Genomic DNA, 14,225 nt, shown 5'->3' on the forward strand with positions numbered 1-14,225 from the left:
GTACGGGATCAGCCCTGACGCAGCGCCGCCCTCAGCCGGGCCATCAACAGCCGTACGGCCGGGGAGGGTTGGTCGCGGCGGGCGACCAGCCCGAGCCGGGCCCGGACAGCGGCGTCGGCCAGCGGGACCGCCCGCAGTCCGTCGCCCGCGGCGGAGGAGGCACTGAGGACGGCCACGCCCGCGCCGCGCTCGGCGAGCCGGAGCAGGGCGACCGGGGAACTGGCCTCGATGTCCACCCGCGGGTCGAGGCCGAGCCGCCGGCAGGAGCCCCGGTAGGCGGCACGGATGCCGGTGCCCGGGGAGAGGCAGAGGATCTTCTCGCCCCGCAGGTCCGCGAGCCGCAGCCGCGCCCGGTCCAGGGCGTGCCCGACGGGGACGACGGCGGCGATCGGCTCGTCGATGGCGACGGTGGCCTCCAGGCCCGGGAAGACCTCGCCCGCGTAGCCGATCAGGGCCAGGTCGAGCGAGCCGGCCAGGACCTGCGCCTGGAGGTCCTCGGAGTGCCCCTCGTGCAGGCTGAGTTCGATGCCGGGGTGACTGCGCCCGAGGTCGGCGACGGCGTCCAGGAAGGGCGGGATCGAACAGCCCGTGATCATGCCCAGCCGGACCCGGCCGCGGACGGCGTCCGCGAACTCGGCGGCGGTGTGCTGGATGGCGTCGAGGGTGGCCAGGGCGTTCTTCGCCAGCGGGAGGACCGCTTCGCCGGCCGGGGTGAGGCGCACCTGCCGGCCCGCCCGGTCGAGCAGCAGCTGGCCCAGTTCGCGCTCCAGCTTGGCCACTTGGGTGCTGATGCCGGACTGGCTCACGTGCAGCCGGGCCGCGGCGGCGGTGAAGGTCCCCTCGTCGACCACGGCGGCGAAGTAGCGCAGCTGGTGCATCTCCATGACCGGTGACGATATTCGACCGGGTGCTCCATCCGCTCGGCCGATCGGCTCGCCGGACGAGCGACCCGCCCGGGGACGGACCGGCGGACGCCCGGACGCCCGGACGCCCGGGCCGCGGCCGCGCGGGGCGGTCACGGCCCGGCCGACAGTCGCGGCCCGCCGATCGCGCAGCACACCCTTCTTCCATCATCAGTAGAGATAGGTGCCATCTGATTCATCTGTTGGACGGATGGTCGTGGTGGCCGGGAGCATGGAGGCATGACGACGACGAAGACCGCGCGTGAGCTTGCCGAGACCTACTTCACCGCCTGGGAGGCGGGCGACTTCGAGACCGTCCGGGGACTGCTGGCCGAGGACGTCGACTTCGTCGGCGCGCTGGGGACGGCCTCCGGGGTGGAGGAGGCGCTGGCCGGGCTGAAGGGGCTCGGGCAGGTGCTGGAGAAGATCGACGTGAAGGTCCGGGTGGCCGAGGGCGACGAGGTGATCACCTGGTTCGAGCTGTGCACGAGCATCGCCCCGCCGGCGCCCACGGCGAACTGGATGCACGTCGAGGACGGGAGGATCACCCGGATCCGGGTCACCTTCGACCCGCGCGGCCTGCTGGCCGGCTTCGAGCGGAAGGCCTGAGGCCGACGGGCCCCGGACAGGCCCTGCAGGGCCCGAGGCGCGGGCCCGGCAGGCCCGGGACAGAACCGGCCGCGGCCGGCCGGCCCTACCCGGCCTCGTGCTGCGCGTACCTGGTCGTGAAGCCCAGGACCGCCACGTACCGGCCCTCGGCCGCCTTCGTGACCTCGCTCGGCCGCACGGGCTGCCAGGCCAGGTACGCGGACCGCTGCCCCTCGTCGTTCCGGTAGCGCCGGCTTCCGTACTTCTCGTACCAGTAGTCCTCGCCGGAGGTCAGGAGTTCGGGGCCGGGCGGCCGGGTCACGTTCACGGCCAGTTCCGTCCGCACCGCCTCGCCCGTCGCCAGCGCGAACTCCACGGACGGGGCGATCGGCCTGGCCGCCGCCTCCGCCGCCTCCTCCGGGGTCGGGTCGGCGGGCGGCTGGTGGTCGTACTCGTCGGCCGCGACCAGGCTGTTCCACCTCTGCGAGCTGCGCCAGCCCTGGCCGTCCAGGTACCGGTCCAGATCGGCCAGCCGGGAGCGGACGTCACCCCCGTCGAAGGCCAGGTAGACGTTGACGGTCCGCTCGCAGGCCACCGGCAGCCAGGTGCCCCGGCTGAACAGATCACCGCGGTAGTCGGTGCGGCACACGTCGACCGTCGACCTCCCCAACCCCTGCGCCCACGGCAGCAGTTCGGGCAGCCGGTCGATCCGGTCGGCCATCCGCTCCTCGGCCGCCCGGCGGGCCTCGACGGTCACCGAGGTCTGTGCGAGCCCCGGGACGTCCGGAGCGGCCGGGATGGCCGTGGCGCGGTAGAGCCGCCACCCCGCCCAGCCGCCGAACACGACCGCCGTCCCCAGGACCGCGATCATCACCCACCGCAGCCAGAACCGAACCACATCCACCTCCGGCCTCCGCCCACCCCGCTCGGGCATCGTACGGGCGCGAACGCGCAGCCGTACGGTCGGTGCCGCAGGACGGCCGGTCCGCGCGGGACGTCGGCCAGTCCGAGCTCCCGCGCGGGACAGCGGCGTTCAGGCCCTCCCGCGCCTCCCGCCGCGGCGGAGGTGACCGCCGGCCGCCGCGGCGGAGGCGACGGTCACCCGTCGGACCGGAGCGGCTCGCCGGCCCGGTGCAGGTGGGCGAAGATCTCCCGGTAGGAGCGGAACAGGCCGGTCTCGCAGTACGGGACGCCCTTCTCGGCGCAGAACTCCCGGGTGATCCGGGCGGCCCGCCCCAGCGCCGGGGTCGGCATGCTGGGGAACAGGTGGTGCTCCACCTGGTAGTTGAGGCCGCCCATCAGCGAGTCGACGAGCAGCCCGCCGCGGACGTTACGCGAGGTGAGCACCTGGCGGCGCAGGAAGTCGAGCTTCATCCCGGGCGTCACCATCAGCATGCCCTTGTGGTTCGGGGCGAAGACGGACCCCAGGTAGACCCCGAGCAGCGCCTGGTGGACGGCCAGGAAGGCGACCGCCTTGCCGGCCGGGAGCGCGGCGAACACCAGGCCGAAGTAGCCGGCGAAGTGGACCACCAGCAGCACGCCCTCCAGCACCGGGCGCTTCATGACGGGGCTGCGCAGCGCGCGGAAGCTGTTGAAGCTGAGGTTGAGGCCCTCCAGCAGGAGCAGCGGGACGAACAGGTACGCCTGCCGGCGGCCGATGAACCGGGCGAGGCCGCTCGCCTGCCGGGCCTGCCGCTTGGACCACACCAGGAGTTCGGGTGCGACGTCCGGGTCCCGTTCCTCGTGGTTCGGGTTGGCGTGGTGGCGGGTGTGCTTGTTCATCCACCAGCCGTAGCTCATGCCCATCAGCAGGTTGGCGGCGATCCGGCCGCCGATCTCGCTCGGCAGCCGCCGGTCGAAGACCTGGCGGTGCGCCAGGTCGTGGGAGAGCAGGCCGATCTGGGCGAAGACGACGGACATCGCCGCCGCCAGGCCGAGCTGCCACCAGGTGTCGCCCAGCGCGAACAGGGCGTACCAGCCACCGAGGAAGGCGGCGAGCACCAGGCCCACGCGGACGGCGTAGTAGCCGGGGCGCCGGTCGAGCAGGCCCTCGGCGGCTATCCGGCGGGTCAACTGGGCGAAGTCGCTGCCACCGCTCCCCGGCCGGGGGGAGGGGGCTTCGGGCGCTTCGGTCGTCATCACGGGCTGCGCGGGCATGCCCCGAGTCTGGCGGCGGCCGGCCCGCCCGCAGAACGGGGAAAGCACCCGTCCCGTACGGGTGTTAACCCCCTTGCCGCGGGGGTGCCGGCCCGCCACAGGGATCGGCGGGGCGGGGCGGCGGCGGGGTGGGGAGCCGGCCGCGGCGGGGATCGGCGGGGCGCCGATTCGGCGGGGCGAGGATCCGTCGGGGCGGGGATCCGTCGGGCGTGCCCTCAGCCGGCTTCCGGCCGGCCGAACAGCTCGTCCAGGTGGTACGCGAGGACCGCGAGCGCCTGCTCACCGGTGCGCTGGCCGCCCAGGACGCTGGAGCCGAGTCCGTTGACCATCGCCAGCAGCCCGGCCGCGACCGTGTCGACGTCCCGCTCCGGCCCGATCTCCCCAGCCTGCTGCGCCGCGCGCAGCTGCTTGGCGAGGAAGCCCTCCAGCACGACCGGCGGCTGCGCGGCCTGCTTCTCCAGCACCTCGGGGTCGCCGAGGACCAGCGTGTAGTACGCCGCGTACGTCCTGGTGATCCGGCGGCTCTCGGCGTCCGTCGGCAGGATGCAGGACAGGACCGCCGTCACCACCTCCCGGGGGGCGCGCGCCGGGCCGATCCACTGCTCCATCCGGGCCTGGAGCTGGGTGCCGAGCCTGGCCAGGGCGTCCAGGAGCAGGCCCTCCTTGGTCGTGAAGTAGTACTGCACGAGTCGCAGGGAGACGCCGGCCTCGGTCGCGACCGCCCGCATGCTGGCGGACTGCAGGCCCTGGGTGTCGGCGATGCGCAGCAGGGCCTCGGCGATCTGCCGGCGGCGTTCCTCGTGGTCGACCTTCGCGGTCATGTTCCGGCCTCCGTACGTCCGACCCGTTCTCCTGGTACACCCGTATCATGCATGTGATACACATGTACCATGCGAATCAGCGAGTTCAGGAACGGCAAGGCCGAAGCCCGCTTCCGCACCGCCTACGAGCGCGCGCTGACCGAACTGCGGCCACGGCCGTGGACACCGCTCGACGTCCCCACCGGCTACGGCACCACCCGCGTCTACCGCACCGGCCCCGCCGAAGGACGGCCGATCGTGCTGCTGCCCGGCTCCGGCGGCAACGCGCTGATGTGGCACGGCTACCTCGACACCCTCGCCGCGCAGCACCCCGTGATCGCCGTGGACACCGTCGGCGAACCGGGCGCCAGCGTGCAGAGCGCCCCCATCGCGGACGGCCGCGACGCCGCCGCCTGGCTGGATGACCTGCTCACCGCCCTCGACCTGCCCACCGCCCACCTGGTCGGCTGCTCCTACGGCGGCTGGATCGCCCTCAACCACCAGATCCACCACCCCGGCCGGACCGCCGGACTCACCCTGGTCGACACGGCCGGCCTTGCCGACCTGGACCGCCGCTTCTACACCTGGATGATCCTCGGCGGCCTCGCCGCCATGGCGCCGCGACCGCTGCGACCCCGGCTGGCCCGACTGGTCGGCAACAGCGCCGTCCTGGAGACCGAACTGATGGCCCTGGTCCGCGCCTCGATGGGCTTCCGCCGCCGACTGCCCCCGGCCGCCACCCTCACCGACGAGGAACTCGGCCGACTCACCGCCCCCGCCCTCTTCCTCCTCGGCGAACGCAGCGCCCTGCACGACTCCCGGGCCGTCGCCGACCGCCTGCACCGGCTGGTGCCCGCCGCCCGGGTCGAGATCGTCCCCGGCGCGGGACACTCGCTGCCCACCGACGACCCCGCGGCGGTCACCGCCGGGATCCTCGGCATGGCCGCGCGGCAGGCCGGCTGACCGGGCCGCCCGTCGGCCCCGTCGCCGCTACGGCCGCTCCACCGGCCCACCGAGCGCGGCGCGGACCAGACGGATGACGGCCGGGGTGGCGGCGGTCGGACCACCACCGCCGCCGTCCGGCATGCCCGCCGTCCCCGTCCCCGTCTTCGCCTCAGCCTCCGCCTCCAACGCGTCGTAGGTCTCGAAGGCGGTGAGGACGAAGAGCAGGCTCGCTGCGTCCGGCGGGGCGGCGGGCAGCCGGCCGGCCAGGACGGCGGCACCCTCGCGGCGGCGGGCGTCGCGGTCGGCGATGACCCGGCCCACCTCCTCGTCGAGCGCGGCGAGGGCCCGCAGCCGCCGGGTGCAGACCCGGTCGACCGCCCAGAAGCCGCCCATCACCTCGACGAAGCGGTCCACCGCCGCCCAGGGGTCGGCCAGGGTGAAGGCCTCGGCGAGCCCGGCCATACCGCCCTGCGCGGCAAGGGCGTCGCAGACCGCCTCCAGCAGGCCCGCCTTGGAGCCGAACTGGTAGTAGACGGTCGCCCGGGCGACGTCCGCGCGGCGGGCGACGGCGTCCAGCGAGACCCCTCCGGTCTCGGCCAGGTGCGCGCGGGCGGCCGCGACGATCCGGGCGCGGGTCTCGTCGACCTCCGCCTGCCGCTGTCCCATCCGGTAGGACCGGGGGCTCATCCCGCTCGCCTCCACTCGTTCCGCTCGTCCGCGTGAACTGGCAGTATCGCCGATCGGTTCACCCGGGCGGGGCCGCCCCGGCGCCCGCCGGGACGGCCCGGCCGCTCAGAGCATGACCCGCCCGCCGCTGACGTCCAGGGTCTGCCCGGTGATCCAGGAGGACGCGTCCGAGCCCAGGAAGAGCACCGCCGAGGCGATGTCCACCGGCTCGCCGAGGCGGCCCAGCGGGTGCGCGGCGGCGACCGCGGCCTGCACCTCGGGCGGCATCTGCGCCGCCGTCCGCTCGGTACGGACGGCACCCGGCGCGACGGCGTTGACCCGCACGCCCTCACCGGCGACCTCCAGGGCGAGGTGCCGGGTGAACATCAGCACGCCCGCCTTGGCCGTGGCGTAGGCGGCGGAGGCGCCGCTGGGCAGCCGGCCCGCCGTGGAGGCCATGGTGACGATCGAACCGCTGCCGCGGGCCAGCAGGCCGGGCAGGAAGGCCTGGACGGTGAGGAAGGTGGCGGTGAGGTTGCCGTCCAGTACGGCCCGCCAGTGCTCCTCGGTCTCGCGGACGGTCGGCACCGGGTAGCCGTCGCCACCGGCGAAGGCCGCCAGGACGTCGACCGGGCCGAGGTCCTGCTCGATCCGGGCGGCGGCGGAGCCGAGCGCCGTCGCGTCCGTGCAGTCGGCGACCAGCCCGAGCGCCCGGGCGCCCTCCGCCCGCAGCTCCCCGGCCACCTCCTTCAGCGCCGCCTCGTCACGGCCGAGGACGGCGACGCCCGCGCCCTGCCGGGCGAAGGCGCGGGCGGTCTCCGCGCCGATGCCGCGGCTGCCGCCGGCGATCACGACCACCCGGCCGGCCAGATCGGGGTACCGCACCTGCAGAACTCCCATGTCCCATCGCTCCTTTGGACTTGCACTCGCGGTGTGCTGTGGTTCACTTGGATTCATTCATACAGTCCGTCTGAATGAATGACAAGCATCGACCCGGGCACCGCCCGAGTCCCGAAGTCCCCGAGTCCCGGAATCCTGAGGAGGAACCGATGAGGATCGCAGTCGTGGGCGCCACCGGACGCACCGGCCGCCTGGTGGTCGACCTCGCACTGGCGGCCGGACACACCGTCACCGCCGTCGCCCGCGACCCCGCCCGGCTACCGGCGCACACGCACGGCAGCGCGCTCACCGCGCGGGCCGACGTCGGCGAACCCGGCTCCCTGCACGGCCCGTTGAACGGCCAGGACGCCGTCGTCGCCACCCTCGGCAGCACCGGCCGCAGAGCCACCACCGTCTTCTCCGACGGCGCCCGGGAGCTGACCGCGGCGGTCCGGGACGGCGGCGTCCGGCACCTGGTGACGATGAGCTCGGCGGGCCTGGACACCAGCCGGCTCCCGTTCGCCCAGCGGATGGTCACCAGACTGGTGGTCGACCGGCTGTACCGGGAGATCCATCACGACCTCGCCCGGATGGAGGCGGTGCTCGCCGGCTCCGACACCGCCTGGACGGTCGTCCGGGTGCCGATGCTCAAGGACGGACCGCCGTCCGCGGGCCCGCAGATCTCCTACGACCGGCCGCTTCCCCGCGCCGGCACCGCCACCCGCGCCACCGTCGCGCACTGGATCGTCGGCCACCTCGGCGACCCGGCGACCTTCCGCCGCCTCGTCCACCTCGCCGACGACTGACGCCCGGCCCGCTCCGGCGGCGGCGGCAGCCGCGTCACCCGGGCCGTGAGCGCACGAGCCATGAGCGCACGAGCCATGAGCGCCCGAACCATGGAGCCACCGAGCCGCGAACGGCCGTCACCCGATGGCCGCCGCCGACCGCCCCCGGCTCAGCCCTGCTGCTGCGGCGGGCGGCGGCGCATGGCGAGCAGCAGCAGGACCACCGCCGACAGCACCGCGGCCAGCCGCAGCACGTTCGGGGCCGACGACCAGCTGATCTGGCCCAGCGGCGAGCCCGACTGGAGGCCGCCGCCCTGCCCCCCGGCCTGTTTGGCCTGCCGCATGGAGTAGAGGGTGGTCGCGCTCATCGTGACCAGCGGAATGCCGAGGATCACGAACTTGCGCATCAGCTCGGAGATCTGGCGGGACAGGTAGCCGAGGCCCCAGCCGGCCAGCATGGCCGGGAGGAAGCCGGCGACCGCGCCGCCGACCAGCAGGCCGCAGGAGAGCAGGATCAGCGGGGAGGGCTTGCGGGCGGGCGCGTCCTTCTGCGCCTCCTGGCCCTTGCCCTTCGCCTTTCCCTTCGCCTTGCCCGCGGCCTTCCCGGCAGGGGCGGCGGGCGCCGCCGGGGCCTGCTTGAGCCGGCCCCGGCGCGGCTTCTTCCTCAGGTCCGCGGCGGGCACCGTCGGCTCCGGCGCGGGCTCGGTCTCCTCCCCGGTGCGCTGCTCGGGGATGGGCTTCGGCGCGGGCCGCGGCCCGTCCGAGAAGTCGAAGAGGGTCATCGTCCACGGGCCGGTGCTCGACACCGTGGGCGGCGGGATCGCGTGCGCCCGCGCCTCGGCGGTGGCCAGGTCCGGCGGGTCCAGCGGTACGGACGGGATGCCGGCCGCGCTCGGCGCCGGCGGGTCGTACACGCTGTCGGGGTCGAAGTCCGGCACGGGCCCCGGGGCGGGGACGGGAACGGAGGAGGGGGCGGGGGCGGACGGAGCCTCCGCGGCGCCGCCGGAACCGGAGCCCGCGCCGGCCTCCGGACCGCCGCCCGAGCGCTCGCTCCACGGCCCGCTCTTGCGCCACCACTCGCCGTCCGTCATCACCGACCACCCCGCCTCGCCCGTACCGGCCGCCCACCGAACCGCCCTCGGCGTGACGCTACCCACCCCGCCCCCGCCCGCGCGAGTCCGTCCGCGGTGCGGCGGTGCGCCGCGGGTGCGGCGGGCCGAGGGACACCCTGTCGTCCCCGCGCCCGACTAACCTAGGTCGAATGACCACACAGCAGGGCCCTCAACGCCGGAGCAGGTCCGCCACCGGCCCGCGCACCCTCGCCGAGGAACTGCGCGCCCGTCCGGACGACGCGCTCGCCGCCCTGCTCCGCTCCCGCCCCGACCTGCTGAACCCCGTCCCCGGCGACCTCACCCAGCTGTCCGCCCGGCTCTCCTCGCGCGCCTCCGCGCTGCGCGCCCTGGAGCGGCTCGACCGCTTCACCCTGCAGGTCGCCGAGGCGCTGGCCACCGCCCCGGACGGCACCTCGCTGAGCACCGTCCGCACCCTGCTGACCGGCCCGGCGAAGGTCAAGCCGCACCCCGGCGCGACCCCGCTCACCCCCGCCGACCGGTCCGCCGTCGCCACCGCCCTGCCGCGCGCGATCGCCACCCTGCGCGACCGGGCGCTGCTCTGGGGCCCGGACAACGGGCTGCGGCTGGTCCTCGCCGTCCGCGAGGCGCTCGCCCCGACCACCGGCAACCCGGGCCGCACCGGCCTCGGCCCCACCCTCGCCGACGCCACCATCGGCATGTCCCCGGCCCGGCTGCAGCAGCTGCTCGCCTCCGCCGGACAGCCCGCCACCCCGGACCCGGTCAGCGCCGTCGCCGCGCTCACCGCACTGCTCACCGACCGCACCCGCTGCGCGGCGCTGCTCGACACCGCGCCCGAGGCCTCGCGGCGGCTGCTGGAACGGCTGGTCTGGGGCCCGCCCACCGGCACCGTCCCGGACGCCGCCCGCCCGGTCACCGCCGAGGACGCCCAGAGCCCGGTCGAGTGGCTGCTCGCCCGCGGTCTGCTGCTGCCCAACAGCCCCGGCAGCGTCGTGCTGCCCCGCGAACTCGCCCTGCACCTGCGCGGCGGCCGCACCCACCGCACCGTCGAGCCGGTCCAGCCCGAGCCCGCGCCCGCCGCCGCCCCGCGCGACCCCCGGGCCGTGGACGGCGCCGCGGCCGGCCAGGCGCACACCGCGGTCAAGACCGTCGAGGAACTGCTGGACGGCTGGGGCCTCACCCCGCCGCTGACCCTGCGCGCCGGCGGCCTCGGCGTGCGCGACCTCAAGCGCACCGCCCAGTCCCTGGAGAGCACCGAACGGCAGACCGCCTTCTGGCTCGAACTCGCCTACACCGCAGGGCTGCTGGCCCCCGACGGCGAGGTGGACGAACGCTGGGCCCCCACCCCGGGGTACGACACCTGGCTGCACCTGGACACCGCCGAGCGCTGGTCCGTGCTGGCCTCCGCCTGGCTCGCCGCCACCCGCGTCCCCGCCCTCACCGGCACCGCGGACGGCCGGGGCAAGCCGCGCGCCGCCCTCGGCCCCGAACTCGACCGCACCCTCGCCCCCTCCGTCCGCCGCGCCGCCCTCGCCCTGCTCGCCGAACTCCCGCCCGGCACCCCGGCCACCGCCGAGGAACTCCTGCCCACCCTGCGCTGGCAGCGCCCGCTGCGCGGCGGCCCCACCGGCCCGGACGGCCGCGAACTGCGCGACGAGCTCACCGCCTGGACCCTCGACGAGGCCGAACTCCTCGGCATCACCGGCCGCGGCGCCCTGGCCGCCCCCGCCCGCGCCCTGCTCACCGCCGAGTCCGACCCGGCCGAGGTGCTCGCCCCGCTGCTCCCCCAGCCGCTGGACCACGTGATCCTCCAGCCGGACCTCACCGCGATCGCCCCCGGCCCGCTGCTCACCCCGCTCGCCCAGGCCCTCGCCCTGTGCGCCGACATCGAGTCCAAGGGCGGCGCCACCGTCTACCGCTTCACCCCGGCCTCGGTGCGCCGCGCCCTCGACGCCGGCCGCACCGCCACCGACCTGCGGTCCTTCCTGGAGCAGCACAGCCGCACGCCCGTCCCGCAGCCGCTCGCCTACCTGATCGACGACGTCGCCCGCCGGCACGGCGTCCTGCGGGTCGGCGCCGCCTCCTCCTACCTGCGCTGCGACGACCCGTCCCTGCTCGGCGAGGTGCTCGCCGACCGCCGCTCCGCCGACCTGCGGCTGCGGCTGCTCGCCCCCACCGTCCTCGCCTCCCAGGCCGCCCCGGACGTGCTGCTCACGACCCTGCGCACCATGGGCTACGCCCCGGCCGCCGAATCCGCCGAGGGCGACGTACTGATCACCCGCCCGGACAGCCACCGCACCCCGCCCCGGACGGCCCCCGTGCCCGTCCCCGACGGCCCGCCCGCGCCCGACGACACCCTGCTCGCGGCCGCCATCAAGGCCATCCGGGCCGGCGACCGCGCGGCCACCGCCACCCGCCGCGATCCCGCCTCCGACCCGCGCCGGCTCCCCCGCACCGCCGCCGCGGAGACCCTGGCCGCCCTGCAGACGGCCGTCCTGCTCGGCGAGCGCATGTGGATCGGCTACCTCAACGCCGAGGGCATCGCCAGCCAGCGCATCATCGACCCGGTCAAGGTCGAAGGCGGCTTCGTCACCGCCTTCGACCACCACGCCGACGAACTCCGTACCTTCGCCCTGCACCGCATCACCGGCGTCGCGGAACTCGACGAGTGAGTCCGGGGCCTCAGTGCCCCTGCTGCGCCTCCTTCATCTTGTCCTGGACGGCCTTGTCCGCCAGGCTGCCGATCTGCCCCTGCCCGACCGGCATCGAGCCGCCGGTGACGGTGTCCGCCAGCAGGAACCCGGGCGCCGCGAGCAGGCCGCCGGGCCCCTCGCCGATGCCCGCGAGGGCGTGGGCCGAACCGGCCGAGGAGGCGGTGGCCGCGAAGGCCGAGCCCATCAGGGCGAGGGCGGTGAGAACACGCTTCGACTTCTTCATGGCCAGCTCAACGAGCGAGTACGCACCGTGGTCACTCGAAGTAATTGACGGGCCGGTCCCATCGGCGTAGTCCGGAAGCAGGGGATTCCGACAAGGAGGCACCCACCATGCTCGGCGAATTGATCGGTGAGATCCAGGGCGAGGAGACCGGCCGACGCGTCCTCGCCGCCGGAGACGGGCACCCGGTCGTCGAGGTGTCCATCAAGGGCACCGGCAGCTACTACGGCACCGCCGTCAGCACCATCGCCACCTACGAATCCGAACTGCGCTCCGACGGCTCCCTGTTCGGTGAGGGCCAGGGCGTCGACATGACCGCCGACGGCCAGGGCGTCGGCTGGCACGGCAGCGGCATCGGCCACTTCACCGACGGCGGAGGCACCAGCTTCCGCGGCGCGATCTTCTTCTCCACCGCCTCGCCCGCCCTCGAACGCCTCAACGGCGTCGTCGGCGTCTTCGAGTTCGAGACGGACGCCGGAGGCAAGATCACCGGCAAGTTCTACGAGTGGAAGTAGCCGCCCGGGAACCGGCCCGCCCACGCTCCCGGCGGAATGCGCGACACTGGAGGGTCTGCGTCAATCCACCCTGTCAGCCAGTGGAGGGCTTCCCCGCGTGAACGACGGACCGCTCATCGTCCAGAGCGACAAAACTCTTCTCCTGGAGATCGATCACCCCAAGGCCGGCGACTGCCGTCGCGCCATCGCGCCGTTCGCCGAGCTGGAGCGGGCGCCCGAGCACGTGCACACGTACCGGGTGACGCCGCTCGGCCTGTGGAACGCGCGGGCGGCCGGGCACGACGCCGAGCAGGTGGTGGACGCCCTGGTGACGTACTCGCGCTACCCGGTGCCGCACGCGCTGCTGGTGGACGTGGCGGACACCATGGGCCGGTACGGCCGCCTCCAGCTGCTCAAGCACCCGACCCACGGGCTGGTGCTCACGACCACCGACCGGCCGGTGCTGGAGGAGGTGCTGCGCTCGAAGAAGATCGTCCCGCTGGTCGGCGCCCGGGTCGACCCCGACACCGTGGTGGTGCACCCCTCCGAGCGCGGGCAGATCAAGCAGGTGCTGCTCAAACTCGGCTGGCCCGCCGAGGACTTCGCCGGCTACGTGGACGGCGAGGCGCACCCGATCGACCTGGACGAGGACGGCTGGCAGCTGCGCCCGTACCAGGCGCAGGCCGTCGAGGGCTTCTGGCACGGCGGCTCGGGCGTGGTCGTGCTGCCCTGCGGCGCCGGCAAGACGCTGGTCGGCGCGGCCGCGATGGCGCACGCCAAGTCGACCACGCTGATCCTGGTCACCAACACCGTCTCGGCCCGCCAGTGGAAGCACGAGCTGGTCAAGCGCACCTCGCTCACCGAGGACGAGATCGGCGAGTACAGCGGGACGAAGAAGGAGATCCGCCCGGTCACCATCGCCACCTACCAGGTGATGACGACCAAGCGGAAGGGCGTCTACGCCCACCTGGAGCTGTTCGACGCCCGCAACTGGGGCCTGGTCGTCTACGACGAGGTGCACCTGCTGCCCGCGCCGGTGTTCAAGTTCACCGCCGACCTCCAGGCCCGCCGCCGGCTCGGCCTGACCGCCACGCTGGTGCGCGAGGACGGCCGCGAGGGCGACGTGTTCAGCCTGATCGGCCCCAAGCGCTTCGACGCGCCGTGGAAGGAGATCGAGGCCCAGGGCTACATCGCGCCCGCCAACTGCTGCGAGGTGCGGGTCACCCTGACCGACTCCGAGCGGCTCGCCTACGCGACCGCCGAGCCGGAGGAGCGCTACCGCTTCTGCGCCACCACGGCGACCAAGCGGCGGGTGGTAGAGGCGCTGGTCAGGAAGCACGAGAAGGACCAGACGCTGATCATCGGCCAGTACATCGACCAGCTGGACGAGCTCGGCGAGGCCCTGGACGCCCCGGTGATCAAGGGCGAGACCAGCAACGCCCAGCGCGAGAAGCTCTTCGACGCCTTCCGGAACAAGGAGATCGGCGTCCTGGTGGTCTCCAAGGTCGCGAACTTCTCGATCGACCTGCCCGAGGCCACCGTGGCCATTCAGGTCTCCGGGACCTTCGGCTCCCGCCAGGAGGAGGCCCAGCGCCTCGGCCGGGTGCTGCGTCCCAAGGCGGACGGCCACGCGGCGCACTTCTACTCGGTGGTCGCCCGCGACACCGTGGACCAGGACTTCGCCGCCCACCGGCAGCGCTTCCTGGCCGAGCAGGGCTACGCGTACCGGATCATCGACGCGGACGACGTGCTGTAGGACGGCTGTCCGGCACCGGTTCCGTACCGGACACCGTCGCGTTCAGTACCGGACACCGTCGCGCCCGAGGAAGATCACGCGCGCGGCGGTGTCCAGGGCGATGCCGACGTTGCGCACGACGGTGCTGAGCGGATTGCGGTGACGCCCGGAGACGGCGGTGGCGCCGGCCGGGCCGGATCGGGGGATGCGGTTCGTGGTGCTCATGTCTTCAACGGTAGGCACCCGGGC

Annotated in this window: 15 protein-coding genes; 6 read left to right on the forward strand and 9 right to left on the reverse strand. The window is 74.6% G+C overall.

Features of this window, described 5'->3' with window-relative positions; genetic code table 11:
* Positions 1-8: 8 nt before the first annotated feature.
* Positions 9-884 carry a LysR family transcriptional regulator gene (locus tag ACFVVA_RS21390; protein ID WP_387691614.1) on the reverse strand — a complete coding sequence of 292 codons (876 nt, stop codon included), beginning with the start codon at positions 882-884 and terminating at the stop codon, positions 9-11.
* Positions 885-1,142: 258 nt separating this feature from the next.
* Between ACFVVA_RS21390 and ACFVVA_RS21395 the strand changes: the two genes are divergently transcribed.
* A complete protein-coding gene (locus ACFVVA_RS21395; RefSeq protein WP_387691616.1) occupies positions 1,143-1,511 on the forward strand; it encodes a nuclear transport factor 2 family protein in 369 nt (122 codons plus the stop codon).
* A gap of 85 nt (positions 1,512-1,596) precedes the next feature.
* Here ACFVVA_RS21395 and ACFVVA_RS21400 read toward each other — a convergent pair whose 3' ends face one another.
* From ACFVVA_RS21400 to ACFVVA_RS21410, 3 genes are all read right to left on the reverse strand, one after another.
* Entirely contained in the window at positions 1,597-2,394 is a 798-nt protein-coding gene (locus tag ACFVVA_RS21400) for a hypothetical protein (RefSeq protein ID WP_387691618.1), read from the reverse strand.
* 194 nt (positions 2,395-2,588) lie between these two features.
* Complete coding sequence (locus tag ACFVVA_RS21405) at positions 2,589-3,629, reverse strand: fatty acid desaturase family protein (RefSeq protein ID WP_387691670.1); 1,041 nt, start codon at positions 3,627-3,629, stop codon at positions 2,589-2,591.
* A gap of 233 nt (positions 3,630-3,862) precedes the next feature.
* Positions 3,863-4,468 carry a TetR/AcrR family transcriptional regulator gene (locus ACFVVA_RS21410; protein ID WP_380538309.1) on the reverse strand — a complete coding sequence of 202 codons (606 nt, stop codon included), beginning with the start codon at positions 4,466-4,468 and terminating at the stop codon, positions 3,863-3,865.
* Positions 4,469-4,537: 69 nt separating this feature from the next.
* Between ACFVVA_RS21410 and ACFVVA_RS21415 the strand changes: the two genes are divergently transcribed.
* Positions 4,538-5,410: an alpha/beta fold hydrolase gene (locus tag ACFVVA_RS21415; protein WP_387691621.1), complete on the forward strand. Its 873-nt coding sequence runs from the start codon at positions 4,538-4,540 to the stop codon at positions 5,408-5,410.
* Between the two features lie 27 nt (positions 5,411-5,437).
* On the opposite strand, the gene ACFVVA_RS21420 is transcribed toward ACFVVA_RS21415, so the two are convergent.
* Positions 5,438-6,079, reverse strand: coding sequence for a TetR/AcrR family transcriptional regulator (locus ACFVVA_RS21420; RefSeq protein WP_387691623.1), 642 nt, complete (start codon positions 6,077-6,079; stop codon positions 5,438-5,440).
* A gap of 105 nt (positions 6,080-6,184) precedes the next feature.
* A complete protein-coding gene (locus ACFVVA_RS21425) occupies positions 6,185-6,958 on the reverse strand; it encodes an SDR family NAD(P)-dependent oxidoreductase (RefSeq protein ID WP_387691625.1) in 774 nt (257 codons plus the stop codon).
* Positions 6,959-7,107: 149 nt separating this feature from the next.
* On the opposite strand from ACFVVA_RS21425, the gene ACFVVA_RS21430 reads away from it, so the two are divergent.
* The gene (locus ACFVVA_RS21430; protein ID WP_387691627.1) at positions 7,108-7,743 is read left to right on the forward strand and encodes an NAD(P)-dependent oxidoreductase; all 636 of its coding nucleotides are present in this window, start codon (positions 7,108-7,110) and stop codon (positions 7,741-7,743) included.
* Between the two features lie 149 nt (positions 7,744-7,892).
* On the opposite strand, the gene ACFVVA_RS21435 is transcribed toward ACFVVA_RS21430, so the two are convergent.
* Entirely contained in the window at positions 7,893-8,813 is a 921-nt protein-coding gene (locus ACFVVA_RS21435; RefSeq protein WP_387691629.1) for a hypothetical protein, read from the reverse strand.
* A gap of 170 nt (positions 8,814-8,983) precedes the next feature.
* Between ACFVVA_RS21435 and ACFVVA_RS21440 the strand changes: the two genes are divergently transcribed.
* A complete protein-coding gene (locus ACFVVA_RS21440; protein ID WP_387691631.1) occupies positions 8,984-11,485 on the forward strand; it encodes a helicase-associated domain-containing protein in 2,502 nt (833 codons plus the stop codon).
* 10 nt (positions 11,486-11,495) lie between these two features.
* On the opposite strand, the gene ACFVVA_RS21445 is transcribed toward ACFVVA_RS21440, so the two are convergent.
* Positions 11,496-11,750 (reverse strand): hypothetical protein, encoded by a 255-nt coding sequence (locus ACFVVA_RS21445; RefSeq protein ID WP_049652328.1) that lies wholly within the window; start codon positions 11,748-11,750, stop codon positions 11,496-11,498.
* A gap of 107 nt (positions 11,751-11,857) precedes the next feature.
* Here ACFVVA_RS21445 and ACFVVA_RS21450 point away from each other — a divergent pair, with 107 nt between their 5' ends.
* Both ACFVVA_RS21450 and ACFVVA_RS21455 read left to right on the forward strand, forming a co-directional pair.
* Complete coding sequence (locus tag ACFVVA_RS21450) at positions 11,858-12,262, forward strand: hypothetical protein (RefSeq protein WP_387691633.1); 405 nt, start codon at positions 11,858-11,860, stop codon at positions 12,260-12,262.
* Positions 12,263-12,359: 97 nt separating this feature from the next.
* Positions 12,360-13,997 (forward strand): DNA repair helicase XPB, encoded by a 1,638-nt coding sequence (locus ACFVVA_RS21455; protein ID WP_359905817.1) that lies wholly within the window; start codon positions 12,360-12,362, stop codon positions 13,995-13,997.
* Between the two features lie 42 nt (positions 13,998-14,039).
* Here ACFVVA_RS21455 and ACFVVA_RS21460 read toward each other — a convergent pair whose 3' ends face one another.
* Complete coding sequence (locus ACFVVA_RS21460; protein ID WP_359905820.1) at positions 14,040-14,201, reverse strand: hypothetical protein; 162 nt, start codon at positions 14,199-14,201, stop codon at positions 14,040-14,042.
* Positions 14,202-14,225 lie beyond the last annotated feature (24 nt).

It is taken from the genome of Kitasatospora sp. NPDC058048 (assembly GCF_042885555.1).
In the GTDB taxonomy this organism is placed as follows: Bacteria; Actinomycetota; Actinomycetes; order Streptomycetales; family Streptomycetaceae; genus Kitasatospora; species Kitasatospora lactacystinica.

What these genes read in the sequence shown, in the direction of transcription:
- ACFVVA_RS21440 (WP_387691631.1), top strand. Translation starts at nt 8,984, where the DNA reads ATGACCACACAGCAGGGCCCTCAACGCCGGAGCAGGTCCGCCACCGGC.
- ACFVVA_RS21410 (WP_380538309.1), bottom strand. Translation starts at nt 4,468, where the DNA reads ATGACCGCGAAGGTCGACCACGAGGAACGCCGCCGGCAGATCGCCGAG.
- ACFVVA_RS21405 (WP_387691670.1), bottom strand. Translation starts at nt 3,629, where the DNA reads ATGACGACCGAAGCGCCCGAAGCCCCCTCCCCCCGGCCGGGGAGCGGT.
- ACFVVA_RS21415 (WP_387691621.1), top strand. Translation starts at nt 4,538, where the DNA reads ATGCGAATCAGCGAGTTCAGGAACGGCAAGGCCGAAGCCCGCTTCCGC.
- ACFVVA_RS21430 (WP_387691627.1), top strand. Translation starts at nt 7,108, where the DNA reads ATGAGGATCGCAGTCGTGGGCGCCACCGGACGCACCGGCCGCCTGGTG.
- ACFVVA_RS21425 (WP_387691625.1), bottom strand. Translation starts at nt 6,958, where the DNA reads ATGGGAGTTCTGCAGGTGCGGTACCCCGATCTGGCCGGCCGGGTGGTC.
- ACFVVA_RS21445 (WP_049652328.1), bottom strand. Translation starts at nt 11,750, where the DNA reads ATGAAGAAGTCGAAGCGTGTTCTCACCGCCCTCGCCCTGATGGGCTCG.
- ACFVVA_RS21435 (WP_387691629.1), bottom strand. Translation starts at nt 8,813, where the DNA reads ATGACGGACGGCGAGTGGTGGCGCAAGAGCGGGCCGTGGAGCGAGCGC.
- ACFVVA_RS21450 (WP_387691633.1), top strand. Translation starts at nt 11,858, where the DNA reads ATGCTCGGCGAATTGATCGGTGAGATCCAGGGCGAGGAGACCGGCCGA.
- ACFVVA_RS21420 (WP_387691623.1), bottom strand. Translation starts at nt 6,079, where the DNA reads ATGAGCCCCCGGTCCTACCGGATGGGACAGCGGCAGGCGGAGGTCGAC.
- ACFVVA_RS21460 (WP_359905820.1), bottom strand. Translation starts at nt 14,201, where the DNA reads ATGAGCACCACGAACCGCATCCCCCGATCCGGCCCGGCCGGCGCCACC.
- ACFVVA_RS21390 (WP_387691614.1), bottom strand. Translation starts at nt 884, where the DNA reads ATGGAGATGCACCAGCTGCGCTACTTCGCCGCCGTGGTCGACGAGGGG.
- ACFVVA_RS21395 (WP_387691616.1), top strand. Translation starts at nt 1,143, where the DNA reads ATGACGACGACGAAGACCGCGCGTGAGCTTGCCGAGACCTACTTCACC.